We start from the raw sequence: 25,747 nt of genomic DNA, 5'->3' as shown, positions 1-25,747 counted from the left end.
GCGGTCTGCACTGTCATGTGCAGCGACCCCGCGATGCGCGCGCCTTTCAGCGGTTTGCTCTCGCCGAATTCTGCGCGACAGGCCATCAGGCCCGGCATTTCGGTTTCGGCGATGTCGAGCTCTTTGCGGCCATATTCGGCCAGAGCTATATCCTTGATGACGTAATCGTTCACCACTTCGAATTCCTTATTTTCAATTTCCCGGCTGGTGCGAAGATGTGGCGTGAAGAAGTTCAATTGAGATTCTAGCCTTGCGGCCTGTCCCCGAAAGTTTTGCTACGCAATTCTTCAATCTCCGCCTTAAGCGCCTCAAACTCCGCCATCTTCCTTGCCAGGAACCGTTGCGTAATCGCCGTCTTTTCCGCCACGCCCTTCGGTGTCAGCAGGTAGGCGTAACGCCTCTTGTCTTCCGCTGCCTTGAAGTTCCCGAGCTTCACGAAGCCTTTCTCAATGAGCGCCTTGAGCACGTAGTTCGCACTTCCCGTGCTAACGCCGACTGCCTCTGCTAACTCGCGCTGCGACATTTCCGGGTTTTCTTCGAGAAAGCGCAAAACTCGAAAGCGGATATCTTCCTGAACCGTGCTGCGCTGGCCTGCCATCAGGAGTTGCCATCCTGACAGGCTACCGCATCAGCGCTGACTCGGGTCAGCCTGAGGGAAGGGGCGTTCAGAGTTTTGGGTCGAATATCCGACATCGTTCAAATTTGAGCGGTAACAGATCGCTGCACCCGCTAAAAGGGTGTTTATGCAAATCCAGTCATTCGGCAAGGAAAGTCACGGGCGTGTGAAGTCGCGCTTGTCGAGCCCGGAGTTTTTCTGCCTGTGGGAGGTGCGCAAATAAGCAGAACGACGCGCGAAGCCAGATGGGGTTTCTGGGCATAACCCGCTGTGAGTCAGCCTTTCTGCCGCTCGACGAACTGCCCTAGCTTGGAAAAGTTCTTGCTCGCAATCGTCATCACGCCGCCCACATTGTTGCCGCGTATCGCGCGCCAGTCTTCGCCCATCTTCTCGCGAATGCGCGCAAGGTTGCGATTGCTCACGCCGCCCAAACGCATCTTGTAGAGCACCTCGGGGATATAGACCGAGCGACCGGTCGCCTGCGAGAAATAGCGCAGGATGAAGTCGTAATCGGCCGCGATCCGGAAGCTGGTGTCGAAACCGCCGAGGCGCTCGTAGACCGAGCGCCGGAGATAGAGGGTCGGGTGGGCCGGCATCCAACCGCGTTTGAGCTTCGCGGCGCTGTAAGGGCCCGTCGCCCAGTGCCGCACCACCTTAGACGTGTCAGCTTGCGAGACATAATCGAGATTGGAGAAGACCGCTTCGACCCGCGGGTCCTCAAACGCGGCTGCGACGCGGGAAAGCACGTCGTCATGGGCGAGGAAGTCGTCGCTGTGGACGAAGCCGACGATGTCACCGGACGCTTTCGTCACGCCTTTGTTGAGCGCATCATAGATCCCCATGTCGGGCTCGCTGACGAGGACCATCCGGTTATGGGCGGCGCGTTCGATCGCGGCGAGCGAGCCGTCCTTCGATTTCCCCTCAATGATGAGGTGCTCGAGCTCGGGATGGGTTTGCCGCCCGACGCTCTCGACAGCTTCGCCGACGGTGGCTTCAGAGTTGTAGACGGCGGTTATGACGGTGATCTTCATGAAAATGACGGCCCGGAAAAAAATCTGTTCAACCCGTCTATAGGCGCTCCCCGCGAAGGATGAAACAGGGCCCTGCTTGCTCCGTGTCGTGGCGGCGCTATCTTCCGCGCGCCGCATAAGTCCAAATCCCGTCGCTCCTCCTCGGGTCGCGGCAGGCTGTCGTCGCAATTGATCGCCGACACCAAGCCCGAGATCACCGCGCCGGGGTCGTCGTGAGTGACTACGCACCAGGCGGCATCTCAAGAGCCTAGGTCTGACCAGCCAGCGACGAAGGAAGAAATCGACAGGTTGTCGGTCCGCTCTATCGCCGTGGAGTAGACCGAGATGTCATTGGGCCTAGCCCGCGCCCCAGCCCTAGTCCCGGCCCGGGGTTCGGGTGTCAGTCGCAGGAAACTTAGCTCGGGCTTGCCGCCATCATCCGCCGTTTGAACTGACGCAACAAGTTCGGGCGCGTGCTTTTGGCTGGCGTTGAAGACCCCTTGTCCGAGAACTGCGAGATATTCGTGTTCCATATCTATCTACGGGCGTTCTGAAGCTCGGCGGCGCCGAGGGCACTGGTTTTCTTCCCAGCAACGTTACCGCGTCAGCGAGCTGTCATTCCCGCGGTTGAAGCGCCGCTTTAGCCACTGCGTCGCGACGGGTTTGGGTGGTAGCGTAACCTAGGATCCTGAACCAATCGCTCCATCCGTGAGTGGGTTAAACCCGTTGGCCGTCACATCTTTCACGTCAACCGTGACAAGTTCCGGACGCGCGTATGGCAGCTTAGCCTCGCCGTGTTCCTGGTTGAGTTTATGCAGTTTTTCGAAAGTGTCGATCATGTCGATCCCAGCAAATATGGTGCCCAAGTTGGCTTGTCGGTCTGGATGCCCCGTGCGACAAGCTCATCCTCGATAACTCACGGGGGCGTGCGCTGGCAACAAGAAACCCGGCACTATCTGGAACGCTTGGCGCAGGGTTGTGCGGTAATTCAAACAGCATGCATCCTGAGCGCCAAGGACGAGATATTTTGACCATGGACCAATTGAAAGACCTCTTGCTCGATCTCCTTTTCGCGCCGGCCGACCGTCCAAGTGCCAAGGAGGTGTCGTTAACGGAAGGCGAGGCCGAGATCGTCCTGACCCGGGCGCAGGAGCATCGTGTTGGTCCCTTGCTCATGCACGCGGTTCAGGCCAGAGGTGACGATGTTCTTTTCCCCACGACGCTGAGCGAGCCGCTCCGCCGCATGCGGACAAATGCCACGTTTCGCACATTGGCGATGCAAAGCATGATCCTCGACGCACACCGTATTCTAAACGCCGCGGGCATTCCGCATCTGTTTCTCAAGGGAGCGTTTCTTTCGCTCTATTGCTATCCCGAGGCTGGGCTTCGGCCGATGCGTGACTTGGATATTTTTGTGCCCATGGAGCAGGCTTTGGAGGCCTACGAGGTAATGATCCGCGCCGGGTTTATGCGCCACCCGAAGTATCCGGGGATTCCTTCCGCGTTTCTGGAGAGCGACCACCACCTACCTCCGCTTCGCGCCGGGGACGGTCGTGGGATCGTCGAGATACATTTCCGGTTGACTTATACACGGGCCATGTCCGCCGGCCACCAGGCCACCTTTCAGCAGTTGTTTGATCGGGCGATCATTAGGTCCTTTCAGAGTGAGACGCTTATGTTCCCGGGGCTCGAAGATTTTCTTCTGCACCTCTGCGTGCATGCTGCCTACCACCATAATTTCGACAATGGGCCGCTTGGAGTGGCGGATATCCAATGGCTGTTGGCGTCTTCTGCGATCGACTGGCCTTTCTTCTGGAAATTGGCCGAAGATGAAGATGCCATAGCCGGCGCGGCCTTGTGTTTAAGGCTGGCCGAGACCTTGTGCGGGGATATGGGCGTCGAGTGGAATTGCGAAGCGCGAGAAGCGGTCGATGCTGCGCCAGATGTCGTGCGACATGCCGCACGCAGCCTCTTGCAAGATTTTCACAGTCGCGGCGACGCCAAGCTGAGGGTAGTCCTGAGCACCACGTCGCCTCTCTCAGGCCGAATTCGCGAGCTCCAAGCACGGATTTTCCCTAGCAGAGGGCACCTTGCAAAATTGTATCCCTTCAAGCCCGGGTCTCCGATGCTGTGGCTGTGCTATCCCGCGCATTGGAAGCGGATTTTCAGTCAACGTCTTCCGAGCATGCTGCGAAGCCGGATGAGCCGGACCGCTACTCGCGACGTCGAAAGCCTGCGTGCCATCGCGAATTTCCTGTCCGAGGGCCGGAAGCACCCCGCGGGATCCCCGCTACACACCGAGGCCGGAGGCGAGCGATGATCGCACTTCTTACGCGATGGGGCGACCAATCGGCGTTATGCCAGCTTGCCCCTCGTCTTTCGGCTGCTTTGTCCGAAGGGGGCAGGGCGGGGGAGGCGTCGATTCAGCACAATGCGGTTCTCGCCCACGGGACTGCTTTCGGGGAGCAGAGTCTTGCCCATCTGCCGAGTGGCGATGTCCTGCTCTTTTGCGGCGCGATCGACAATGCTCCCCGAATGCGGGCTGAATTGGGTTGCCCCGCGGCATCGGGGGCTGACCTCTACGCGGCGGCTCGCCTCCGTTGGGGCGAGGATGCTGAGGCCCACGTTGCGGGTGCCTATGCCGCGATCCTGCTTCAGGACGGGGGAAAGCGTGTCTGCCTCGTCCGCAGTCCGATCCAGGCACCCGTCCTCTATTACTGGTCCGACGCGGAAAGCCTGATTGTCGCCTCCACTCCGGGTGCGATCTTTGCGACTGGGTTGGTCGAACGTCGTGTCGATCAACAGAAGCTCGCCGACAGCCTCTATCTTAATTATTCCGAGGAGGAGCGCGGGTGGTTCGAGGGCGTGAGCCGCCTCCCGAGAGGCGCGCGGGCTGAGGCGACACCAGAGGGTGTGAGGGTTAGCCACTACTACGACATCGGCGATATTCCTCCTGTCCGTTTCAAACACGACCAGGATTATGTCGATGCCGCTGACGCGCTGTTTGCGGAAAGCGTCGAACAGATGCTTGATGGGTTCGAACGCCCGGCCATCAGCCTTTCGGGGGGCTTCGACAGCCAGGCCGTAGCCGCCTACACGATGCGGGCACGTCGAGGCCAAGACTTGATGTCCTATACCTCCGTGCCTCGCGATGACTGGCAGGAAAGCGATGCTGCGGGCACCTTCGGGGACGAACGGGCGCATGTCACAGCGTTAGCGGCCATGTATCCGGAACTGTCGCCCCGCTGGATCACCGGCGGCGACCGGGAGCTTTCCTATTGTCAGCGCGAGCTTTTCGAAACGGCATTAGTGGCGCCGCGGAACGGGGCCAACCTTTACTGGATTCACGATATTCGCAAAGCAGCAAAGGCAGACGGGGCTGATGTTCTGCTGACTGGCGCCCTTGGAAACCTGACATTCAGCTATGACGGGACCGGGCTTTTGCCGGACTTGCTGCGGCAGCGACGGATCGGGCGTGCGGGATCCGAGCTTTGGCATGGCGGGCCGCGCCGCAAGCTTGCGCACCGGGTCGTGGCGCAGGCGGTGCTTCCCTTCCTGTCACCAGCGCAGCAAAGAGCCGTGTTGCGCAAGCGCGGTGCCGTGTTCGACGATCCGCTCGACAGCTGGTCCCCTATACACCCTGAATTTGCCGCCGACATGAAGGTCGCAGAACGCAGCATTGGGAGCGGGGTCGATCGCTTTGGATTGGCTATCCGCTCGGTCGAGAGTTTTCGGCGGACCCTCATGGGGAACGCCGCTACGGAAGGCGGGGACATGATGTATGCCATGGACCGGTTGCACGGTCTGCCGTCTCGCGACCCCACCGCCTATCGCCCGCTTCTCGAGTATTGCTTCGGCATCCCTGCCACACAGTATCGCAAAAGGGGAGTCACACGCTGGCTAGCGCGTCGGATGCTGGCGGGGAAGGTGCCCGAAATGATCCTTAAGGAAACCCGCCGAGGACGGCAGGCGGCGGACTGGTTCATTCGTCTCAAGGGTCGCCGGGATGCGATCATCGACGAGCTTGATTGGCTGACCCATGATCCGGATGTATCCGGGCGCCTCGACCTTCAGCGCCTGAGGCGGGCGGTGGAGACCATGCCCGAAAGCCAGGCGGAGCTGACGCCCGCCCATGCCGCGACGCTTTCGCTTGCGCTGTCCCGGGGGTTGACGACGGCGCGGTTCATCCGCTTTTTGGCGGGTCGGAACGACATCTAGGGGAGCGGAAGATTGCCCTCGGCGTCGAGATAGCCGAAGCGCGTCATTACGTCGTGATGCGTGCCGATAATTCGGTCTACCTGCGCCGATGTCAGCGCCTCGCGCCAGCTTCCCGCCCGGCCTTCGCGGAAGAAACGCTCTGCTTTGCCCGGGCGCTCTCGAAACCCGGTTTGCGCCTCTTGCGCCGACAGGGCGTCGAATGTGCTGAAGCCGATCGCCCGTGCCAAGCGCGTGGCCTCGACCGAAAGCCCCAGGAAGGTGAGGGCCTGCCCGAATGCTTCGGTCGGTTTTGCAAGCATGTCTTCGTAGCGCAGGATCATAAGGTTCAGATCCGGCGCCCGGGTCCAGCTGTTTACATGGTCCGACCATGTCCCCATGACTTGCAGCAACTGGTCCTTCAGACTTTTGGTGCCGCGGGCGAGCGCATGATTCGGATTGGCCATCAGCGAGATTGCACCATCGATGTCGATGCCATTGTGATTGGCCAGCGACGGGGCCACGTCTAGCGGATTGCGCACCAAGTAGATCGCTCCGAGCGTCGCAAGGTCATCGACCAGGGGGCGGCCATCATCGTCGCAGCTATAGGCATCATGGATCTTGTGATAGCCGACAGCGTCGTCGCGGCTTGCCCAGCGATAAACCCGCGGGCGGAGCGACTGCACTTCCGCTTGGGTCAAATCCGCCGTGTCGAAACCGATGACGTCATCGACCCAGCCACGGCTGCTGGCGATGGCACCGGTATTCAGCTCATTGATACCGACCGGTGCCTCGCTGTCCGACATGTAGTTGGCGAGCACTGCGCGAAACCATGTGTTGCCGGATTTGGGGTATGACGCGAGCCAGTAGATCCCTCCCATTTATGAATGCCCTTTGACATCCGCCAACAAGGCATCGACGAGGCGATCGATCTCGAAACCAACCGATGGCCGTTCGGCCAGGGCCATCCGGGCCTGATTGGCAAGGGCGCCGCATTGCTCAAGATGGGTTGCCTGCAGTGACATGCCCACCATGAACCGGTGTCGGTAGGTGTTTTCTCGTAGCCGCTTGAACTTTTCGATCCCAGTCAACTGGGTCAGGGTAATGTCGCTCTGATGATTAGGTGAGAGCCGGTAGATCCATCGCACAGGTCGTGGGTCTCCGCAGAATTCGGTATGGGTGGGCAGGTTGTATTTCTGCAGCTCGGGCCGGATACGCTGCAGGTCGTCAGTCTGGATGCCAAGTTTGTCAGCCGTGTCTTGCCAGAGTTTAATACGGGGAAACCCCGGCACGGCGCATCCGGCAGGATCAATCGGGACAACGTCATCCGCGAGAAGCCGATACCCGCGCTGGGCGAAGGCTGCGGCCAAGGTCGATTTGCCAGCACCGGAAGGACCTACGCAGACCATGCACTGGCCATCGATCTCGATCGCGTTGCCGTGCAGGATGAGCATCCCGCGCTGGAACAGGAGAGCGCCCAAGCCCGACCCCAAAAGGAAGACCCGGATCGAAGCTTCATCGATGCCTGCTGCAGGATCGATCGTGATCTGCCGTTTGTCCGAAACCCGGAAGCGCGCGACCTGCGGCACTTCAAGCCAGAAATCGTCTGCTCCGACCCAGATGAAAGGCGAAATTTGTCGGCCGCCGGGCAGCCCGTCGGCAGGGACCGGCCCGAACTTGATTGCCACGTCCGCGACGGTTTTCTCGGTGGATATGGATTGAAGTTCCGGCAGTTCCAGATCGGAGACAAAGACCAGTCCGTAGGTAATGTATTGAAAGGTCATGGGATATTCTGGCCTGAGATGGTCGGATGACCGAGCTAACGGTTTTCGTTTTGGGGGACAAGCACCGGTGTTCTTGCGTCCCGGCAGGGTCTCTTGTAGCGGTGCCTTTTAGCGACGTTGATTTAGAAAGACATCACGATGACCGAACAAGCGTATCGTCAGTCCGAGAAAACTCTGGCGACGCCAATGGACGATGAAACCGTCATGATGGACATCGAAAAGGGGACTTACTTCGGCATTCGTGGTGTCGGGACTTTGATTTGGAAGCTATTGGAAAAGCCCCAAACCGTATCCTCTTTGACTGACGCTATCTGTGCCGTCTATGAGGTCGATTCAGAGACCGCACGCGCAGATGTTTCCGTCTTCCTTGATAACTTGGCCGAGAACGGCCTCGTCACTCCGGCCTGAGGTCGATGGTCGGCCGGGTAGCTCGAAAACTGCGCAGCGTGTGTCGCACGCCCGTCTTCGTGCTCGTCTGGCTAGGGCCGACATGGCTGCTTCTGGGGCTGGCGCGTCTGGCTATCCTGCGCCTGTCGCACAAACGACTCGCAACGGCTTATGGTCATGATTTTGGGGCTGATGCATGGCTTGCCCTTGCGACGCCGCGACAGTTTCATCGTGCATATCGGATCCGGCAGGTCGTTGCGCTGGCTGTCAAATATTCGCCCTGGGTTGCCAATTGCTTCCCGCAAGCGCTTGTGGCCCGTCTTCTGCTCGGGATCTACGGTATCCCCTACACACTTTTTTTCGGGGTGAGGCATTCTGCGGATGTCCAGGGTGATATCGACGCGCATGCCTGGGTGATGACGGGGGGCTTGCCCGTGACCGGGGGCGCGAGTTTCGGAGACTTCACCGTGGTGCGAATGTTTGCCAATCATGCGCCCATGACAGGGCAAGACGCATGATCGCCCCGTGGCGTCAGGCCTTGCGGCGCGTGCCACGTTGGCGCCTGTGGGTGTTTGCCGCGCTCCTGGCCGCAAGCAGCCTCACCGATGGGGTCGGTCTTATCCTCCTGGTGCCTCTGCTTTCCGCCATGAGCGGTGCCGAGTTCGACAATGCGGTGGCCTCGCGGCTTGTCGATGGCCTCGCGGCGACAGGGCTGCCGCTTACGCCCGCTGTCGTCCTCGGACTTTTCGTGGGGGCGGTGGCGCTGCGGAGCGCGATCCAATACGGACGTGACCTTCAAGGGCTCCGATTGCAGCACGACGTCGTCGATCGTTTCCGGGGCGACTGCATCCGTCATCTCAACCGTGCGGACTGGCGGTGGCTGACGCGCCAGAAGCACAGCGATTACATGTCGCTGGTCATGACTGACGTGAACCGGATTGGGAACGGGCTGCACTCCGGCATCACGCTGGTCACCAGCCTGTCTGCGGCTGTCGCCTATCTCGTGGCGGCAGCGGTCGTGTCACCGTCCATGGCGGCGCTGACCGCGGTGGCTGGAGGAGTGGGCTTCGCGGCGATGCGGGGAATCCGGGCGCGTGCTCATCAATTGGGGGGGCAGCAGCTCGAGGCAAATCGTGCCATGACTGCGGACGTTCAGCACAGCGTCAGCGGATTGAAGACGCTAAAGGCATTGTCGACGGATGACCGCCACATCGAACGGCTGATTGCCTCGATCTCCCGGGTTCGGGCCGGGCAACTGAAGCTGGGGCGCATCACCAGCCTCACAACTGCCTCGCAGCAGATCATCGGGGCCGTCCTGATCTCGGGCTATGTCCTGATCGGTTGGTCCTATCTGCAGGTTCCGCTGGCGGCACTCGTGGCGCTGACCTTCTTCTTCAGCCGCCTGATGCCACTTTTCGCCTCGGCCCAGCAGATGTTGCACCGCGTTATCAGCGCTGAACCGCCGCTGGCAGCGGTGCTGGATTTCCTCGAGCGAAGCGCGGCCCATGCTGAAGCGGCTCCTGCGCAGACGGCGGCGCGCTGGAACGTCGCGCAATCTATCGGCCTACAGGACGTCGGCTTGCACTATGACGAGCGCAGCCCTCCCGCGCTGGCGGGGATCGATCTGACGCTGCCGGCAGGCTCGACGACCGCGATCATCGGGCCGTCTGGCGCTGGCAAGAGCACCCTCGCCGATGTGCTGATGGGGTTGATCGAGCCGGATGCCGGCCACTTGCTGATCGACGGCGTGCGCGTGCGAGGAGAAATGCGTGTCAGGTGGCGCCAATCGGTGGCTTATGTGCCACAGGAGGTGTTCCTCTTTGACGATACGATCCGCGCCAACCTGTTGTGGGGTAACCCGGCCGCGACGACAGAGGCGCTGCTGGAGGCATTGGACAAGGCAGCGGCTGGTTTCGTGCGGGACTTGCCGAACGGGCTGGACACTGTCGTGGGTGCAAATGGCATGCGCCTGTCGGGAGGGGAGCGCCAGCGCCTGACGATCGCTCGGGCGCTTCTGGCTCGGCCCAGGCTTCTGATCATGGACGAGGCCACCAGCGCGCTCGACCCGGCGAATGAACTCGCGATCCGCGACGCTCTGCGGCGGCTGCATGGCGATCTGATCATCGTGCTCATCGGACATCGTCTGGCCACGCTCGAGCATGCCGATCAGGTCATCGAATTGAAGGCCGGGCGCATCGCGCGTATGGGCAGTTGGTCTGAGCTGCGCGGCGCCGAATTGACGTCCTGAATATTGCCGTCGCGGCGGCCCAGCTCGACGGAAAATATCCCGAGCCCCGCCTGCAATCCAACCGTTCAAGAAAGCTAGCTATAGTCTGTCATGTAGCTAGCTTTTCCCGAAGAAACCCCGGCGCTGCTTTCCGAACGCGTCGCTGCGTCGGTCTAGGCCACGGCACTTAGGCTTCGGTGCACCAATTCTCAATTGATCTCAGGGCCTGCAGCTCCGGCCGGATCGACCTGACCGGCGGCGTTGAAGAACAGCTCGATCAGCTCGTTTCTTTCGTCCTTCAGGGCGAACACGACCTCGTCCACCGTCGACCGGATGTCCCGGATCCGCAGCCGCCGCACGGTATCGGTTCGATAAGTGCCGAAGCGCCACATGAAGCCGACACCGATGCCCAGGGCCACGGCCTCATAAACTGCGTCGCGGGTGTCTGCGATCAGCTGCGGCTCGGGGGACAGGCCGGCGGCGCGGAAGGCGCGGTCGACGACTTTTTGCGTCGAGGATCCCTGCGACCGGAAGATCAGCGGCAGCCGCGCCAGGTCTTCGAGGCTGACCTCGTCGCGCAATCCCGTCGGGCTGTCCGCGGCGACGATGCCGACCACCTCCTGCGAGAGCACGCGCGCGGTGCGGAACCGGCGATCGTTTGGCAGATCGGGCAACACTGCGACATCGACCTCGCGCCGCAGCAAGGCCGCGAGGATGTCCTGATGCGAGCCGCTTTCCACCGAGACCGTCAGGGAAGGGTGCTGGCGCAGAAGCTGGTGGACGATCGCGATGCCGGGCATGGAATTGCCCAGCCCGACCCGCAGCCGGCGTCTGCCAGTCGGGCCTCGGCGTTCGAGGATGCGCAGCGCGTCATGCTCGGCCTCGCGCATCCGGGCGCCGATGTCGCAAAGTTGCTCGCATAGGGGCGTCGCGCAGAGGGTCCCGTTGAGCTTATCGAACAGTCGCACGCCGAAGGCGGTCTCGAGGTCGCGAATCTGCTGCGCGACTGCGGAATGCGACACGCCCAGCCGGCGCGCGGCAGCCGAAAAAGACCCCTCCTCGGCGACCGCAGTCACCGAGCGCAGGCGGGAAAGCGACAGGGCGCTCGCCAAAGATCCAACCGAAGCTTTCATCATCCGACGGCTTAGCTTGCAGATGTAACACCCACGTCACAGAAACTCGTCAAACCGTGAGCAGTCCGGGGCGACGCCCCATCACCGCATGAACTGACGCGCATTGCGCGAACGGGGCCGAGGCCCCGAACGGAGAGGATTTGCCCATGACCCAGCCTGTCGGATTGTCCGAGTTCCTGTCAGGGCCGCTCCCCGAGCGTGCCGCGATCCTGGCCGATCTCGATGGCTGTCTGATCGCTGGGGACCGCGTGCTGCCCGGCGTGCCCGAGCTGATCGCGCGCTGCGGCGAGCGGCTTTGGGTCGTCTCGAACAATTCCACAGACACGGCCGAGCACCTGTCGGCCCGGCTCGGCCTGATGGGGCTCGCGGTAGCGGCAGAGCGCATGGTGCTGGCGGGGGAGGAAACGCTTCGCAATCTGCAGCGCCGTCGCCCCGGCGCCCGCGTCGCGCTCTTCGCTGCGCCGCCGCTTGTGGCACTGGCGCGCAAGCTCGGGCTGGTGCCCGACCGTGCGCAGCCCGAGCTGGTGCTGCTGGCGCGCGACACCGGCTTCAGCTTCGCCGACTTGACCCAGCTGACCGCGATGGCCGCGCGAGGCCTGCCGGTGCTGCTGAGCAATCCTGACACGTTCCATCCCGGCCCGGACGGCACGCCCCGTCCCGAAACCGGTGCGCTTTGGGCCGCGGCGCGCGCCGCAGTGCCCGCCGCCACCGCATCGAGCCTCGCCAAGCCCGCGCCCGATCTGGTTCACGCCGCGCTCTCGCGCGCAGGCGTCGCACCGGGTGCTGCGGTCTTTCTCGGCGATACGCCCGAAACAGACGGGCGCGCCGCCGCCGCCGCCGGGGTCGAGTTCGTCCTGCTCGCCCGGCCGGGCGGCGTGACCCTCGCCCAGGAGATCGTGACATGCTGAGCTACACCCTGCGCACCCTCGTCCGGATGGCGCTGACCTTCTTCGTCATCGTCACGCTCGTGTTCTTCGCCACGCGTCTGTCCGGGAACGCGATCGATTTCCTCGCGGGCGAGGGCATGACTCAAGAAGACCGCGAGATCCTGATCCGCTATTACGAGCTCGACCGGTCGCTCTGGGACCAATACTTCGCCTTCCTGCGCGCCTTCCTTGATGGGAATTTCGGCCTCTCTTTCATCGAGCGCCGACCCGTGATCGAGATCGTGGCGGAGCGCTTGTGGCCCTCGGCGCAGCTTCTGCTGTCGGCGATCGGGCTCACGCTCGTGGTGTCGCTGCCTTTGGGTGTGATCGCCGCGATCTGGCGCAAGCACTGGCTGGGCAGCGCGGCGATGGTCGTGGCCTTCCTCGGCTACGCGGTGCCGAACTTCATCCTCGCCGTCGTGATGGTCTTGGTCTTTGCCTACTGGCTGAACTGGCTGCCGGTGGTGGGCAACGGAACGCCTTTGCATTTCATCATGCCGACGCTGGCGATGTCGGGAGTATTGATCGCGGCGCTCACGCGCTTCACTCGCAATGCCATGCTCGACGTGCTTGGGCAGGACTTCATGCGCACCGCCCGCGCCAAGGGCCTTCCCGAGCGCGCGGTGATCCTGCGCCACGGGTTGCGCAACGCCTCGATCACGCTGCTGTCGGTAATCGGTCTTCAGATCGCGGGGCTCGCCGCCTCCGGCTCGGTGGTGGTGGAATCGATCTTCGCCTGGCCCGGCATCGGCGACCTGCTCGTCTCCTCGGCGATACGGCGCGACTACCCGGTGCTCCAGTTCGGGGTCATCACCGTCGCAATCGCCGTCATCCTCATCAACGCCGCCATCGACCTTGCCTACGCCTGGGCCGATCCGCGCCTGCGCCATCAACTCAAAGGGTGACCCGATGACCATGGCCCTCAATCTGCCCGCGCCTTCGGCCTTGCGTCGCCTCTGGACCGGCACGAACACGATCCAGAAGATCGCCTTCGCGGTCGGGCTGGCCCTCTTGCTCATGGCCATTCTCGGCCCGCTGATCGCGCCGCATGATCCCAATGCGCAAAGCCTGCTCTCGCGGCTGCGTCCGCCGATCGGCTTCGATCGCGCGAAGATCGCCTATCCGCTGGGCACGGACGAACTGGGCCGGGATGTCTTGTCGCGCAGCCTGCACGGATTGCGCCTGACCCTGATGCTGGCATTCCTCGGAGCGCTGTTGGGCCTTCTCGTCGGCGGGCTGCTCGGGCTGCTGGCAGGCGTGGTCGGCGGACGCACCGATGCCGCGATCATGTCGGCGGTCGATACCCAGATCGCGGTGCCCTTCACGCTGATTGCGCTGTTCACGCTGGCGATCTTCGGCAGTTCGCTTCAGGTGATGATCATCGTCCTCGGCCTCGCCGGCTGGGAGCAATATGCCCGGATCGTGCGCGGCGACGTGCGGCGCCTGATGCATCTGCCCTTCATCGAGGCCGCCCGCGCCGCCGGCGCCAGCCCGCGGCGCATCGCCTTCACCCACCTGCTGCCCAATATCGTCTCGCCGCTGGTGGTCCAGTTCACGCTGTCGCTGTCGAATATCGTGCTGCTGGAAAGCACGCTGTCCTTCCTCGGCCTCGGCGTGCAGCCGCCGACCGCGACGCTTGGCTCGATGGTCGGGATCGGTCGCGACTACATGCCGACCGCCCCCTGGATCGTCATCGTCCCCGCCGCGCTGATCGTGTTGCTGACCTTCGCCGTCCAGGTGGTCGGTGACTGGTTACGCGACAGCGTCGACGTGCGCCTGCGCGCACGCTGACACCCCGCAACAAGAACAGAAGGCCGCAAGCGCCCGTCGTCAAACCCTGCAATGGAGAGACCCATGCTCAGACTGCTCGTTTCCACCGCTCTTGCCGCCGGCATCGCTGCCGCTGGCGTCACGGGGGCTCAGGCCCGCGAACTGAAAGTCGGCGCTGCCAACGTCGCCAAATATCTCGATCCCGGCCGCGACCACTCGAATGTCGGCTCGCAGTTCTACTACAACACCTTCGACACGCTGATCGACAAGGATCACGAGAAGATCGGCGGCGAATGGCGCCCCGGTCTGGCGACCGAATGGAACCTCGTTTCGCCCAAGGTCATGGAGTTCAAGCTCCGTCAGGGCGTTACTTTCCAGAACGGCGAAGCGATGACTGCCGATGACGTGGTCTTCTCGCTCAACCGCATGTATCAGGCCACGTTCCCGCCCTACATGGTGCGCTCGAAGGACCGTCTGAACAACTTCGAGAAAGCCGAGAAGGTCGACGATTACACCATCCGCATCACGGTGAAGCGCGAAGAGCCGCTTTGGGAAACGCTCGTGAACCTGCAGCAGGTCATGATCATCCCCGAAGACTACACCAAGGGCCTGACCGGCGATCCGAACGTCGCCGAGGACAGCGATTACGAAGCCTTCTCGATGGCTCCGGTCGGCACCGGTCCCTATGCGATCAGCGAATTCAGCCCCGGCGAGCGCGTGGTCTATACCCGCTTCGACAATTTCTGGGGCGACAAGGCGCCGCTCGAAAAGGTCTCCGTGATCCATATCCCGGAAACCGCCTCGCGGATCACCGCGCTGAAGACCGGCGAAGTCGACATGATCACCAATGTCGCACCCGACCAGCTGTCGCTGATCGAAGCCGATCCGAGCATCAAGGCCGCGGGCAGCGTCACGCCGCTGTTCCACGTCATGATCATGAACACCAACCATCCCAAGCTGCGCGACCCGCGCATCCGTCAGGCGCTCAGCCTCGCGATCGACCGCGAGGCGTTGAACGAGGCGCTCTGGCTGGGCAAGGCCGTCGTTCCCTCGACCCACACGATGAAGGAATACGGCGATCTCTACATGCCGGAGCTGAAGACCTTCGAATACAACCCCGAGAAGGCCCGCGAACTGCTGAAAGAGGCTGGCTATGACGGGTTCGAGATCACCTATGACACCGACCCGGTCTATTACACCAACGGTCTTCTGGCCGCGCAGGCCATCGTCGAGATGTGGGCGCAGGTCGGCATCAAGGGCAAGGTGAACGTCGCCGAGAAATGGACCGGCAACAGCAAGGACATGATGACCCGCAACTGGTCGAACCCGATGTATTTCGCGGACCCCTTCGGCTCGTTTGGCGTGATGTGGGCTCCGGATGCGGCTTCGGAATCGGAAGGTCGCTTCACCACCGACGAAGCCTATCGCAAGACCTGGGACAAGTTCCGCTTCTCCAAGGATGTCGCGGATCGTCGCGCCGCCTATGCCGAGCTGATGGATCGCATCAAGCAGGACCCGCCGGTGCTGCCGCTCTATCGTCCCTATGAGAGCTGGGCGATGCGCAAGGATATCGCTTGGGCGCCGAAGCCCGGCCACATCCCCTATGTGCTCGACTTCCGCGCCGGGGCGATCTCCTTCGCCTCCAACTAACGCCCCCCGCCCGTCGCCGCTTGCGCGCGGCGGCGGGCACCTTCCCCCACTCTTTGGAAAGTTTCAGCATGTCCACCCGTATCGCCATCGTCACCGATATCCACCATGGCAAACCCTCGACCGCGAAGCGCGGCGACATGGCGCTGCCCCTGATGGAAGACTTCGCCCGTTACGTTCGCGACGGCGGCGCCGATCTGGTGCTCGATCTCGGGGACCGGATCTCGGATGAGAACCGCGACACCGACCTGCGTCTGGAAGCCGAGGTGGCCGAGGCCTTCCGCGCCGTCGAGGCCCCGATCCTGCATCTCAACGGCAACCATGATCGCGATCATCTGGAGGTCTCGGATAACGAAGGGATCCTCGGCCAGACGCTCGATCACAGGGTGGTCGATATCGGCGGCTGGCGCATCGTCCTGTGGCGCGCCGATACGCGTATCCGCCGGATGCCCGACTATTCCGGCTTCGTGCTGACCGAGCCTGACGTGATCTGGCTCTCGCGCACCATGCAGGCGAGTGATCGTCCGACGCTCGTGGTCAGCCACGTGCCGATCTCGGGCCATTCGCAGCTGGGCAACTATTATTTCGAGAACAACCCCGCCAGCTCGACCTATCCGATGGCCGAGCGTGCCCGTGCCGCGCTCTCGCGTGCGAAGGTGCCGGTCGTCTGCCTCGCAGGCCACGTGCATTGGAACACCGTCACCACGGTCGACGGCATCACCCATCTGACCCAGCAATCGCTGACCGAGAGCTTCACCACCGAGGGCGAAGCCGCCGGCGCGATGGGGATGATCGAACTGGGCGACAGTTTCCGCTGGGAGGTCGTGGGCGACGATCCCTTCTCCTTCGAGACCACTCCCCGCCATCGCCGCTGGACGCCCCCGCTGCCGTCCTTCGCCGACCACCCCGAGGCACGCGTCCGCCGCGCTGCCGCAGCCGCGAGTTGATCCATGAGCCGCGCACCGCTTCTGTCAGTCCAGAACCTGAGCCTCGCTTTCGGCTCCCACACCGCGCTGTCGGGGCTCAGCTTCGACATCGCACGCGGCGAGACCGTCGCGTTGGTGGGGGAGTCCGGCTCGGGCAAATCCGCCACCGCGCTGGCGCTGATGCGCCTGATCGAACGCGAGGGCGGGCGCCTGACCGGCGGACGCATCGATCTCGACGGTGACACGCCGGTCGAGATCACGGCGCTCGAGGAACGCGAGATGCAGCAGGTGCGCGGCAACCGGATCTCTATGATCTTTCAAGAGCCGATGACCGCGCTCAACCCGGTGATGCCGCTTGGCGAGCAGGTGGCAGAAGTCTTGCGCCTGCATCAGGGGCTGGACCGCAAGGCGGCGCTGGCGGCGGCCCGCGCCGCGTTCGCGCGGGTCAAGATCCCCGAACCCGAACGGCGGCTGGTGCAATATCCGCACGAGCTGTCGGGCGGTCTGAGGCAGCGCGTCATGATCGCGATGGCGCTGGCTTGCCAGCCCGATCTGCTGATCGCCGATGAGCCGACGACCGCGCTCGATGTGACGACGCAAGCGGAGATCCTGTCGCTGATCAAAGAGCTGCAGGAGGAAAGCGGAATGGCCGTGCTGTTCATCACCCACGACATGGGGGTGGTGGCCGAGATCGCCGACCGCGTCGTCGTGCTGTGTTGCGGCGAACAGGTCGAAACCGGTCCGGTCGGGCAGATCTTCGCCGCTCCGCAGGCCGAATATACCCGCAACCTGATGGCGGCGACGCCGATGCTGGGCGCGGGGGCGCCGAAACCGCCGCTCAATGCAGATGCGCCGCTCCTCGAAGTCGACCGGCTGTCGGTTCGTTTCCCGGTGCGCCGCGCCGCTCCGGGACGGCCTGCGCTCGATTATCACGCGGTCAACGAGGTCTCGCTGACCCTCGGGCGCGGTGAAACGCTTGGGCTGGTGGGGGAATCCGGCTGCGGCAAATCCACCTTGGCGCGGACCTTGCTCGGTCTCGAGGCAGCGTCTGGCGGGCGGGTCCGGCTGAGCGGGCAGACCCTAACCGGCCTGACGGCGCAAGAGCTGCGCCCGCTGCGCGGAAAGATGCAAATGGTCTTTCAGGACCCCTATGCCAGCCTCAACCCACGGCTCCCGGTCTATGATCTGATCACCGAGCCCGCCCATATCCGCAATCCGATGACGCGCGCCGAGCGGCGGGCGATGGCGGGCGAGCTTCTGGAACGGGTCGGGTTGGAAGCCGCCGCGATGTATCGCTACCCGCACCAGTTCTCCGGCGGGCAGCGCCAACGGCTCTGCATCTGCCGCGCGCTCTCGGTTAAACCGGCGATCATCGTCGCGGATGAGGCGGTTTCGGCCCTCGACGTATCGGTCGCGCGCCAGATCACCGATCTGATCGCCAAGCTGCAGAAGGAAGAGGGTGTCTCTTTCTTCTTCATCTCCCATGATATCGCGGTCGTCGAACGCGTCAGTCACCGCATCGCCGTTATGTGGGCGGGGCAGGTCGTCGAAACCGGGCCGACCGACACCGTTCTGAAGAACCCGGTGCATCCCTACACGCGACGATTGCTGTCGGCGGTGCCGCATCCGGACCCGCAGCGCAGACCGCTCCCGCGCGAGCGCGCAGCCGACCTGAAAACGCCGAAGCTTCTGCTGCCGCGTGACATCGACCCCGAGCGCATCGGGCTGCGAGAAGTCGGGGAGGGGCATTTCGTGGCCATCCGCGACACGGTCGAGCTGATGGCCTACCAGTCGATGACGCGCGCTGCGTCAGAGGCCCCGCGTGAAGCGAAGCGCGAAGGCGTCGGGAGTATGGTGATCTAGCAGCGGCGCCACTTGTCGTGGGCGCTGGGCGCTGGGCTAACGCCCGCTGCAAGGAGTTCGAGTGATCGACAAGCTCGAAGCCTCGCGCGCGAAAAAATGGACGCGGCGCAAGCACGCGAGGTTGAGAGAGCGCAGGGCGACTTTTTGTTGCCTTCGGCGAAAGGATCGGGGGACATCTGGAAAACGGTCAGCCTCAGGGTCTTCGTGGCTACCCCGTGCCTCTGTTCAAACGGGCCAGCGCGCTCAGACGTGGCTGCGGAGCGCGATTGCATCGGTGATGTTCTGGGCAGCGCGCCGTTCCTGCGCCTCGGCATTCTCCAACCCCTGAGCGCGCTGTTGCATCGTTCCGCAATCCAGCCGTTCAAAAAACCTACCTACAGTCTGTCATATAGCTAGTTTTCCCGGCGTCGTTTTTCGCACCGGTCTCCTGCACGTTTTTTCAGGTCACCAACTTATCCTCGGAGGAGAGCCAAGGAAGAGAAGAGGTGATCCATGAGCTATCAGTTTGTCCATATCGAATGTTATTCGGCGGCCCCACGCAAGGTTAAGGGAGCGCCCGAGCAGGTGAACACGGCCGAGCAGGTCTTTGGCGAGGCGATGCGGGTGCCGCGCTATTCGCGTCATGTCGACGAACCGAAAGCGCCGATCAAGCTTGACGGCACGACGACGCTCAACAAGCTCGAGGCGCTCTGGACCGAGAAGGTGGAGGCGATCCGTGAGACCGTGAAAAGTGCGAAAGGCACGAGCTATAAGCGTCGGCTGCGCCGGGATGCGGCGACGCTCTACTCGGAAATTCACTCGCACCCATTATCGGTCGAGACCCTGACCCATGATGGGGGACGGCATACACCTGAGATCAAGACCTGGGTGAAGCGAGTGCTTGCGCATTTTAAAATCCGGATGCCGCAGGGCGTGGAGTGGGCGACCGTGCTGCATCTCGATGAGGCCCATGTCCACCTCCACATCCTTGCGATCAATGTCGACGATCCGAAGCTCGATGCGAACAAGCTGCATGCGGGCAAGCGCGCAGCCGCGGAGGTGCGCGCCTCCTGCGAGACCCCTTCGGCCATTTGCTCGCTCCCGCGTCCCATTCCCAAGCCTCTTCCTCCGAGACCGCGCAAGCGGGCTCTTGGCAAGCGACCGGAGACCATCGCGCGCAACAAGGCGCATAATGCTGCGCGTCTTGAGGCGTGGCGCACGGACTGTCGCGCGGTGCGGGCTGAAAATGCGAAGGTGCTCGCGTCGTGGAAAGAAGAGAACCGTGCTCATCTGAAAGCGGCTCGAAAACTGCGCGGTGAGGTTCCGGAAATGGTCGCCTACCGTGCGGCCATGCGTCAGTTCCAGGACGATTACCACCGGGCGGTCGGAGAGCACTGCGGGCTCTTGCGCGACGGGCCGCGAAAGGCGCGGCTAACGACGAAACAACATGCCGCGCGCAAGGCGAATGCGGAGCAGATGCGGGGCGCGTTCGCGGAGCGTGACCGAAGAGCTCTGGAATTTGCGGAAAAGCAAGACGCCGTCGCCAAGGTTATAACCGCGCTCACCGAAGGTCATGCTCAGATCTCGGAAGGCACCATTGTGATGGAGGATATGCCTGCCTCTCTCAAGGCGCTCGGTGAGACTGCGGAGGACTGGATGATCCAAGCTATTCTCGATCTCATCGTGCGCGCTGGAGAGGTCGGGGTTGGTGCGCTGCAGCCGGCGCGCGATTACGAGATTGATGGGCCCGGGGTTGGGTAGACGCCCGATGCCTTCTCGTATGTCGACCTTGAGTTCCCCGGTCGAAGTATGCGGCGATCACACCATCCCGACCTCAGCTCTGGTGAGGCGCGACCTCGAAAAGCTCGGTGTGATCGTCCTGAATGCGGTCGATCTGATCGAGGATGCGCGACAGGTGATCGCGCATCGCCTGAGTCGCTCGATCAAGGTCGCGGCATTCGAGCGCGCTCAGGATCTTCACGTGATCGTCGAACGCATCGCGCGAGGCGAAAGACAGCGACAGCATCCGCACGCGGTCCATGTGCCCCTTGTTCTCGGCGATCAGTTCCCATGTGAAGCCGAGCCCGGCACGGGTGCAGATCTCGCGATGAAACTGATCGTCCAGTTCGTGGAATTTGGTCTTCTCACCCTTTTCCATCGCGGCACGCTGTTGCTCGATCAGATCGCGCAACGCCGCGAGATCCTCATCGGTCAATGCAGCGACAGCGACCCGCACGGTTTCGACCTCGAGCGCGTTGCGAATGAAGCGCGCCTGCAGCACCGCTTCGCGGGAAATCAGCGACACCGTCGTCGCACGCTGAGGTCGAATCACGAGAAATCCGAGCTTCGACAAGCGGTAAAAGGCATCGCGCACCGGTTGGCGCGAAACGCCCATCTGCTTGGCGACCTCCACTTCTGAGAGCTTGGTTCCCGGGGGCAGGGATAGACCCAGAACCTGTTGGCGCAAATGTTCGAAAACGACATCGGAGACAGACATGCGTGCGTTCTGATCAAGCTGGGTCAAAGGCAGGGGCGCGGGCATCGGAACTCCTCGTTGACGGTCCGGGTATTCTAGCATATTAGTTTATTAGTTCGGTGTTAGTCCACCTAAGAAAATAGCCACAGGGGGAGCGATAGACCATGGCGCTGTTGAATAAAGATCGCCTGCTGCCAGCGGATCCGGGGGTTCGTGCCCTCGCACGCGATCTCTATGACACGGTCAAGGATGCTCCGATCATCTCGCCCCATGGCCATACCGACCCGCGCTGGTATGCGCTGAACGAAGCCTTTCCCGACCCTGCCCAGCTTTTCGTGACGCCCGATCACTATGTGTTCCGGATGCTGCACAGCCAGGGCGTGCCGCTGGAGGCGCTTGGCGTGCCGCGCGTCGATGGCGGTGAGACGGAAACCGATGGTCGCAAGATCTGGCGGCTGTTCGCGGAGCATTACCACCTGTTCCGCGCCACGCCCTCGCGGATCTGGCTGGACCATGCGTTCGAGACGATCTTCGGCTTCACCGAGCGGCTCAGCGCCGACACCGCCGACATGTATTACGACCGTATCTCGGAGGCGCTTGGGCGCCCGGAGATGCGTCCGCGCGCTTTGTTCGATCAATTCAACATCGAGGTGATCGCGACGACGGAAAGCCCGCTCGACGATCTGAAATGGCACCGGATGATCCGCGAAAGCCGGTGGGGCGGGCGTGTGATCACCGCCTATCGCCCCGATCCGGTGGTCGATCCCGATTTCGAAGGCTTCGCGCAGAACGTCGAGACGTTCTGCCAGCTTGGCGGGCAGTCGGGCACGTCCTTCGCAGCCTATCTGGACGCCCATCGCGACCGGCGCGCCTATTTCGCCTCTTTCGGGGCGACTTCGACCGATCATGGTCATCCGACGGCCGCGACGCTCAATCTGGATCGCGCCGCGGCGGAGGCGCTCTATGACAAGGTGCTCGCGGGGAAAGCGGACGCGGCGGAACGCGAGGCATTCCGCGCCCAGATGCTGACCGAAATGGCGAAGCTGTCCTGCGAGGACGGCCTGGTGATGCAGATCCACCCCGGCTCGTCGCGCAACCATTCGGGCCCGATCCAGTCCCGCTTCGGGCGAGACAAAGGCTACGATATTCCGACGCGCACCGATTATGTCGCGGCGCTCAAGCCGCTTCTGGATGCGGTGGGGCAGGACCCCGCGCTGCGCGTGATCCTGTTCACGTTGGACGAGAGCACCTATGCGCGCGAGTTGGCGCCGCTTGCGGGGGTCTATCCCTGTCTGCGGCTCGGTCCGGCGTGGTGGTTCCACGACAGTTTCGAAGGCATGTGGCGCTACCGCGAGATGACCACCGAGACGGCGGGCTTCTACAACACGGTCGGCTTCAATGACGACACCCGTGCCTATTTGTCGATCCCCGCGCGCCATGACGTCGCGCGCCGGGTCGATGCCGGATTCCTTGCCAACTTGGTCGCTACCGGGCGGCTGACGGAGGAGGAAGCTTCTGAGGTCATCCACGACCTCACACACAGGCTTGCACGCCAAGCTTACAAGCTCTGATTGAGCACTTTCTGGGAGGAGAGAAGTAATGAAGAAGACACTGACACCTATCGCTGCGCTGCTGATTTCGGCCGCTTGCGTCACGACCGCGTCGGCCTGCGACATGACCCTGCGTTCGTCGGACACTCACCCCGATGGCTACCCGACCGTCGAGGCGGTGAAATCGATGGCCAAGGAGGTCGAGGCGAAGACCGACGGCCGAATCTGCATCGAGGTCTATCCGTCCGCGCAGCTGGGCGAGGAAAAGGATACGATCGAGCAGACCCAGCTGGGCGTGATCGACATGGTGCGCGCCTCGTTCGGCACGTTCAACGACATCGTTCCGGAAACGCAGCTGTTCTCGCTACCCTATCTGTTCCGCTCGGTCGAGCATCAGCACCATGTTCTCGACGGCCCGATCGGCGCAGAAGTCGGCAAGGCGTTCGAAGCGCATGATCTGGTCCAGCTGGCCAATTACGATGCGGGCTCGCGCAGCTTCTACAATTCCGAGCATCCGATCAAATCGATCGACGACCTTCAGGGCATGAAGTTCCGTGTCATGCAGAACGACGTCTTCGTCGACATGATGCAGGCGATCGGCGCGAATGCTACGCCGATGCCCTATGGCGAGGTTTACTCCTCGATCCAGACCGGCGTCATCGACGGCGCGGAGAACAACTGGCCCTCCTATGACAGCTCGGGCCATTACGAGGTCGCGCCCTATTACACGCAGGACCAGCACCTCATGGTTCCGGAACTGGTGGCAATGTCCCTGACGACCTGGAACAAGCTGAGCCCCGAAGACCAGAAGGTCATCAAGGCAGCTGCGAAGAACTCGGAAACGCTCGAGCGCAAGCTCTGGGCCGAGCAGGAAAAGAAATCCGAGGACAAGGTGGAAGCGGCCGGCGTCAAAGTCGTGAAGGACATCGACAAGCAGCCCTTCATCGACGCGATGAAGCCGGTCTACGACAAATACGTGACCACGCCCGAAGCCAAGGATCTGGTGGCGCGCATTCAAGCGACGAAGTGATCTGATCCATCGCCCCCCGCCGATTGCGGCGGGGGCACACTCTTTTCGTGGAGATCCCACAGATGCGCAACGTGTTGGAGAAACTGGCCGACTGGACCGGCTGGTTGGGCCGGGCTGCCCTTTGGCTTTCAGGGATCGGGCTGGTGTTGATGACGGCTTTCGTCTTCGCCCAGGTCTTTTACCGCTACGTGCTTGAATCGAGCCTGTTCTGGGCCGAACCGGCCAGCGTGATCCTGATGGGCTGGTTCATTTTTCTCGGCGCGGCCGTGGGCATCCGCGAGGGCTATCACCTCAGCTTCGACGTATTGCTCTTCGTGCTGCCCGAAAAGGTGCGACTGACCTTCTTCTCGATTTCGGACCTCGTTGTCGCGGCCTTCGGCTTCGGGATGCTCAAATACGGCTGGCAACTGGCCGACAAGATGTCCGCCACGACGATCTCGGGGCTCGGCGTATCCGGGGCCTTTCGTTTCGTGCCGGTCGCGGCGGGCGGAGCGCTGCTGATGATCTTCTGCGCCGAGCGCATCCTGCGCCGGCTGGCGGGTCTCTCGACGTCGCGGTTCGGCGACGATCACGAAGCGGCGGAGCTCGAGGGCGACGCCGTCACTGGCGAAGGGAACTGAACTGATGGAACTCTGGATCTTGTTCGGGACGTTCACCGTCCTGTTGCTGATCGGAACGCCGGTTGCGTTCTGCCTCGGCGCGGCCTCCTTTGCGACAGTCACCTATCTAGGGCTGCCGCCGGTGGTGGTGTTCCAACGCCTCAATTCCGGCGTCTCGGTCTTCGCGCTGATGGCGATCCCGTTCTTCATCTATGCCGGGGACCTGATGGTGCGCGGCGATATCGCGCGGCGGCTGGTCGCGCTGGCGGGTGCCTTGGTCGGGCACATGCGCGGCGGGCTGGGGCAGGTGAACATCCTTGCCTCGGTGATGTTCGGCGGTGTCTCCGGCTCTGCGGCGGCGGATGCCTCGGCAGTGGGCGGCCTGATGGTGCCGCAGATGCGCGAACGTGGCTACGGCGCGGATTACGGTGTGAACATCACCGTCACGGCGGCGATCATCGCGCTGATGCTGCCGCCCAGCCACAACATGATCATCTATTCGATCTCGGCAGGCGGGAAGATCTCGATTGCCGACCTCTTCACCGCCGGGATCATTCCGGGTCTGGTGCTGGCGCTGTCGCTGATGACCGCCGCCTATTTCGTCGCCAAGCGCCGTGGCTACCCGACCGAACCCTTCCCTGGTCGCAAAGCGCTGGCGCGATTGTTCTGGAATGCGATGCCCGGCCTGATCATGATCCTGATCATCTTCGGCGGCGTGCGCTCAGGCATCTTCACGGCTTCGGAAAGCTCCAATATCGCGGTGGTCTATGCGCTGCTGGTGACCGTCTTCCTGTATCGCACGATGAAGCTGTCGGATTTCATCGAGGCTACCAAGGGCGCCGTGCGCACGACGGCGATGGTGCTGATGGTGATCGGCTGCGCGGCCTCGTTCGGCTGGTTGCTGGCCTATCTGCAAGTGCCTGCCAAGCTGATCCATCTGCTCGAGAACTTCTCGCACAATCCGATCGTCATCCTGCTGCTGATCAACCTGCTGCTGCTGGTTCTGGGCACATTCATGGACATGTCGCCGCTGATCGTGATCACCACGCCGATCTTCCTGCCCGTGGCTCAGGCCTTCGGTGTCGATCCGGTGCAGTTCGGGGTGATCCTCGTGCTCAACCTCGGGATCGGTCTCTGCACGCCGCCGGTCGGTGCGGTGCTGTTCGTCGGCTGCGCAGTGGGCCGGGTGCCGATCACGACGGTGATGAAATCGATCTGGCCGTTCTATTTCGCGACCTTCGCCACGCTGATGCTGGTGACCTACATCCCCGCGCTTTCGCTCTGGCTGCCGTCGGTCTTCCACTGAGAGGAGTTTTCGCATGAGCTATCCGATCGCCTATCCCGATGAGGGCATCGCCCGTCAGGTGCTGACCGAAAACGAGCAGATGATGCTGGTCTCGGTTCGCTTCGAGGCCGGGGCAGAGGGCGCGCTCCACTCCCATCCTCACGTGCAGGCCACCTACTGCACCTCCGGCGAATTTCGCTTTGTCCTGGACGGCGCGGAGCACGTGCTGCGCGCCGGGGACAGCCTGATGATACCGTCCGGCGCCGAACACGGCTGTGTCTGCGTCGAAGCGGGGGAGCTGCTCGACTGCTTCACCCCGCGCCGCGACGACTTTTTGTGAAAGGA

The 25,747-nt window shown here is 62.7% G+C and carries 25 protein-coding genes; 17 read left to right on the top strand and 8 right to left on the bottom strand.

All coding sequences use genetic code 11. The features are described from left to right. The 4 genes from B6V74_RS05210 to B6V74_RS18920 all read right to left on the bottom strand — a co-directional run. Window positions 1-176 (bottom strand): adenosylhomocysteinase (locus B6V74_RS05210; protein WP_146694518.1); only part of this gene is annotated, 176 nt, incomplete at its 3' end. A 68-nt stretch (window positions 177-244) separates the two neighbouring features. Continuing rightward, window positions 245-598, bottom strand: a complete 354-nt coding sequence (locus tag B6V74_RS05205) for a MarR family EPS-associated transcriptional regulator (protein WP_088722160.1) — start codon at window positions 596-598, stop codon at window positions 245-247. A 293-nt stretch (window positions 599-891) separates the two neighbouring features. After that, a complete protein-coding gene (locus tag B6V74_RS05200; protein ID WP_088722207.1) occupies window positions 892-1,647 on the bottom strand; it encodes a glycosyltransferase family 2 protein in 756 nt (251 codons plus the stop codon). 659 nt (window positions 1,648-2,306) lie between these two features. After that, a complete protein-coding gene (locus B6V74_RS18920) occupies window positions 2,307-2,465 on the bottom strand; it encodes a hypothetical protein (protein ID WP_168184182.1) in 159 nt (52 codons plus the stop codon). 194 nt (window positions 2,466-2,659) lie between these two features. On the opposite strand from B6V74_RS18920, the gene B6V74_RS05195 reads away from it, so the two are divergent. Continuing rightward, window positions 2,660-3,946: a nucleotidyltransferase family protein gene (locus tag B6V74_RS05195; protein ID WP_168184181.1), complete on the top strand. Its 1,287-nt coding sequence runs from the start codon at window positions 2,660-2,662 to the stop codon at window positions 3,944-3,946. After that, window positions 3,943-5,844 (top strand): asparagine synthetase B family protein, encoded by a 1,902-nt coding sequence (locus tag B6V74_RS05190; protein ID WP_088722158.1) that lies wholly within the window; start codon window positions 3,943-3,945, stop codon window positions 5,842-5,844. Before B6V74_RS05195 ends, B6V74_RS05190 begins: the two co-directional genes overlap by 4 nt. Here B6V74_RS05190 and B6V74_RS05185 read toward each other — a convergent pair. Together B6V74_RS05185 and B6V74_RS05180 are read right to left on the bottom strand one after the other, a co-directional pair. Further along, a complete protein-coding gene (locus tag B6V74_RS05185) occupies window positions 5,841-6,701 on the bottom strand; it encodes a sulfotransferase domain-containing protein (RefSeq protein WP_088722157.1) in 861 nt (286 codons plus the stop codon). The genes B6V74_RS05190 and B6V74_RS05185 overlap by 4 nt on opposite strands. Then, complete coding sequence (locus B6V74_RS05180) at window positions 6,702-7,604, bottom strand: hypothetical protein (RefSeq protein WP_088722156.1); 903 nt, start codon at window positions 7,602-7,604, stop codon at window positions 6,702-6,704. It lies immediately after the preceding gene. A 138-nt stretch (window positions 7,605-7,742) separates the two neighbouring features. Here B6V74_RS05180 and B6V74_RS05175 point away from each other — a divergent pair, with 138 nt between their 5' ends. Genes B6V74_RS05175 through B6V74_RS05165 form a run of 3 tightly spaced genes read left to right on the top strand, consistent with a single transcriptional unit; the run spans window position 7,743 to window position 10,239 of the window. Beyond that, window positions 7,743-8,012, top strand: coding sequence for a PqqD family peptide modification chaperone (locus B6V74_RS05175; RefSeq protein ID WP_088722155.1), 270 nt, complete (start codon window positions 7,743-7,745; stop codon window positions 8,010-8,012). Between the two features lie 5 nt (window positions 8,013-8,017). Continuing rightward, on the top strand, window positions 8,018-8,509 hold the full coding sequence (locus tag B6V74_RS05170) for a lasso peptide biosynthesis B2 protein (protein ID WP_088722154.1): 492 nt from the start codon (window positions 8,018-8,020) through the stop codon (window positions 8,507-8,509). Next, a complete protein-coding gene (locus B6V74_RS05165; protein ID WP_088722153.1) occupies window positions 8,506-10,239 on the top strand; it encodes an ABC transporter ATP-binding protein in 1,734 nt (577 codons plus the stop codon). The genes B6V74_RS05170 and B6V74_RS05165 overlap by 4 nt, the downstream gene beginning before the upstream one ends. Window positions 10,240-10,427: 188 nt before the next feature. Here B6V74_RS05165 and B6V74_RS05160 read toward each other — a convergent pair whose 3' ends face one another. Next, complete coding sequence (locus tag B6V74_RS05160; protein WP_240497054.1) at window positions 10,428-11,330, bottom strand: LysR family transcriptional regulator; 903 nt, start codon at window positions 11,328-11,330, stop codon at window positions 10,428-10,430. A gap of 167 nt (window positions 11,331-11,497) precedes the next feature. On the opposite strand from B6V74_RS05160, the gene B6V74_RS05155 reads away from it, so the two are divergent. The 7 genes from B6V74_RS05155 (at window position 11,498) to B6V74_RS05120 (ending at window position 20,223) form a co-directional block, all read left to right on the top strand. Then, the gene (locus B6V74_RS05155; RefSeq protein ID WP_088722152.1) at window positions 11,498-12,259 is read left to right on the top strand and encodes an HAD family hydrolase; all 762 of its coding nucleotides are present in this window, start codon (window positions 11,498-11,500) and stop codon (window positions 12,257-12,259) included. Beyond that, window positions 12,253-13,182: an ABC transporter permease gene (locus tag B6V74_RS05150; RefSeq protein WP_088722151.1), complete on the top strand. Its 930-nt coding sequence runs from the start codon at window positions 12,253-12,255 to the stop codon at window positions 13,180-13,182. Before B6V74_RS05155 ends, B6V74_RS05150 begins: the two co-directional genes overlap by 7 nt. 4 nt (window positions 13,183-13,186) lie before the next feature. Beyond that, window positions 13,187-14,068, top strand: a complete 882-nt coding sequence (locus B6V74_RS05145; protein ID WP_240497053.1) for an ABC transporter permease — start codon at window positions 13,187-13,189, stop codon at window positions 14,066-14,068. 63 nt (window positions 14,069-14,131) lie between these two features. Further along, window positions 14,132-15,697, top strand: a complete 1,566-nt coding sequence (locus tag B6V74_RS05140) for an ABC transporter substrate-binding protein (RefSeq protein WP_088722150.1) — start codon at window positions 14,132-14,134, stop codon at window positions 15,695-15,697. A gap of 68 nt (window positions 15,698-15,765) precedes the next feature. Further along, a complete protein-coding gene (locus B6V74_RS05135; RefSeq protein ID WP_088722149.1) occupies window positions 15,766-16,641 on the top strand; it encodes a metallophosphoesterase in 876 nt (291 codons plus the stop codon). Window positions 16,642-16,644: 3 nt separating this feature from the next. Next, a complete protein-coding gene (locus tag B6V74_RS05130; protein ID WP_088722148.1) occupies window positions 16,645-18,483 on the top strand; it encodes an ABC transporter ATP-binding protein in 1,839 nt (612 codons plus the stop codon). A 492-nt stretch (window positions 18,484-18,975) separates the two neighbouring features. Beyond that, window positions 18,976-20,223: a Mob protein gene (locus B6V74_RS05120; RefSeq protein ID WP_088722146.1), complete on the top strand. Its 1,248-nt coding sequence runs from the start codon at window positions 18,976-18,978 to the stop codon at window positions 20,221-20,223. A 73-nt stretch (window positions 20,224-20,296) separates the two neighbouring features. On the opposite strand, the gene B6V74_RS05115 is transcribed toward B6V74_RS05120, so the two are convergent. After that, window positions 20,297-20,959 (bottom strand): GntR family transcriptional regulator, encoded by a 663-nt coding sequence (locus tag B6V74_RS05115; RefSeq protein ID WP_240497052.1) that lies wholly within the window; start codon window positions 20,957-20,959, stop codon window positions 20,297-20,299. 143 nt (window positions 20,960-21,102) lie between these two features. On the opposite strand from B6V74_RS05115, the gene uxaC reads away from it, so the two are divergent. From uxaC to B6V74_RS05090, 5 genes are all read left to right on the top strand, one after another. Continuing rightward, window positions 21,103-22,509 carry a glucuronate isomerase gene (uxaC, locus tag B6V74_RS05110; RefSeq protein WP_088722144.1) on the top strand — a complete coding sequence of 469 codons (1,407 nt, stop codon included), beginning with the start codon at window positions 21,103-21,105 and terminating at the stop codon, window positions 22,507-22,509. Between the two features lie 28 nt (window positions 22,510-22,537). After that, a complete protein-coding gene (locus B6V74_RS05105) occupies window positions 22,538-23,518 on the top strand; it encodes a TRAP transporter substrate-binding protein (protein WP_088722143.1) in 981 nt (326 codons plus the stop codon). Window positions 23,519-23,580: 62 nt separating this feature from the next. Then, a complete protein-coding gene (locus B6V74_RS05100) occupies window positions 23,581-24,138 on the top strand; it encodes a TRAP transporter small permease (protein WP_088722142.1) in 558 nt (185 codons plus the stop codon). A 4-nt stretch (window positions 24,139-24,142) separates the two neighbouring features. Then, on the top strand, window positions 24,143-25,423 hold the full coding sequence (locus B6V74_RS05095; RefSeq protein ID WP_088722141.1) for a TRAP transporter large permease: 1,281 nt from the start codon (window positions 24,143-24,145) through the stop codon (window positions 25,421-25,423). A 13-nt stretch (window positions 25,424-25,436) separates the two neighbouring features. Beyond that, complete coding sequence (locus B6V74_RS05090; RefSeq protein WP_078599802.1) at window positions 25,437-25,742, top strand: cupin domain-containing protein; 306 nt, start codon at window positions 25,437-25,439, stop codon at window positions 25,740-25,742. The last annotated feature ends 5 nt before the right edge of the window (window positions 25,743-25,747 follow it).

Source organism: Thioclava sp. F42-5 (assembly GCF_002213195.1).
Lineage (GTDB): Bacteria > Pseudomonadota > Alphaproteobacteria > Rhodobacterales > Rhodobacteraceae > Thioclava > Thioclava nitratireducens.
The sequence above is the reverse complement of the archived record's forward strand: the minus strand, read 5'-3'. Positions and strand labels throughout refer to the sequence as shown.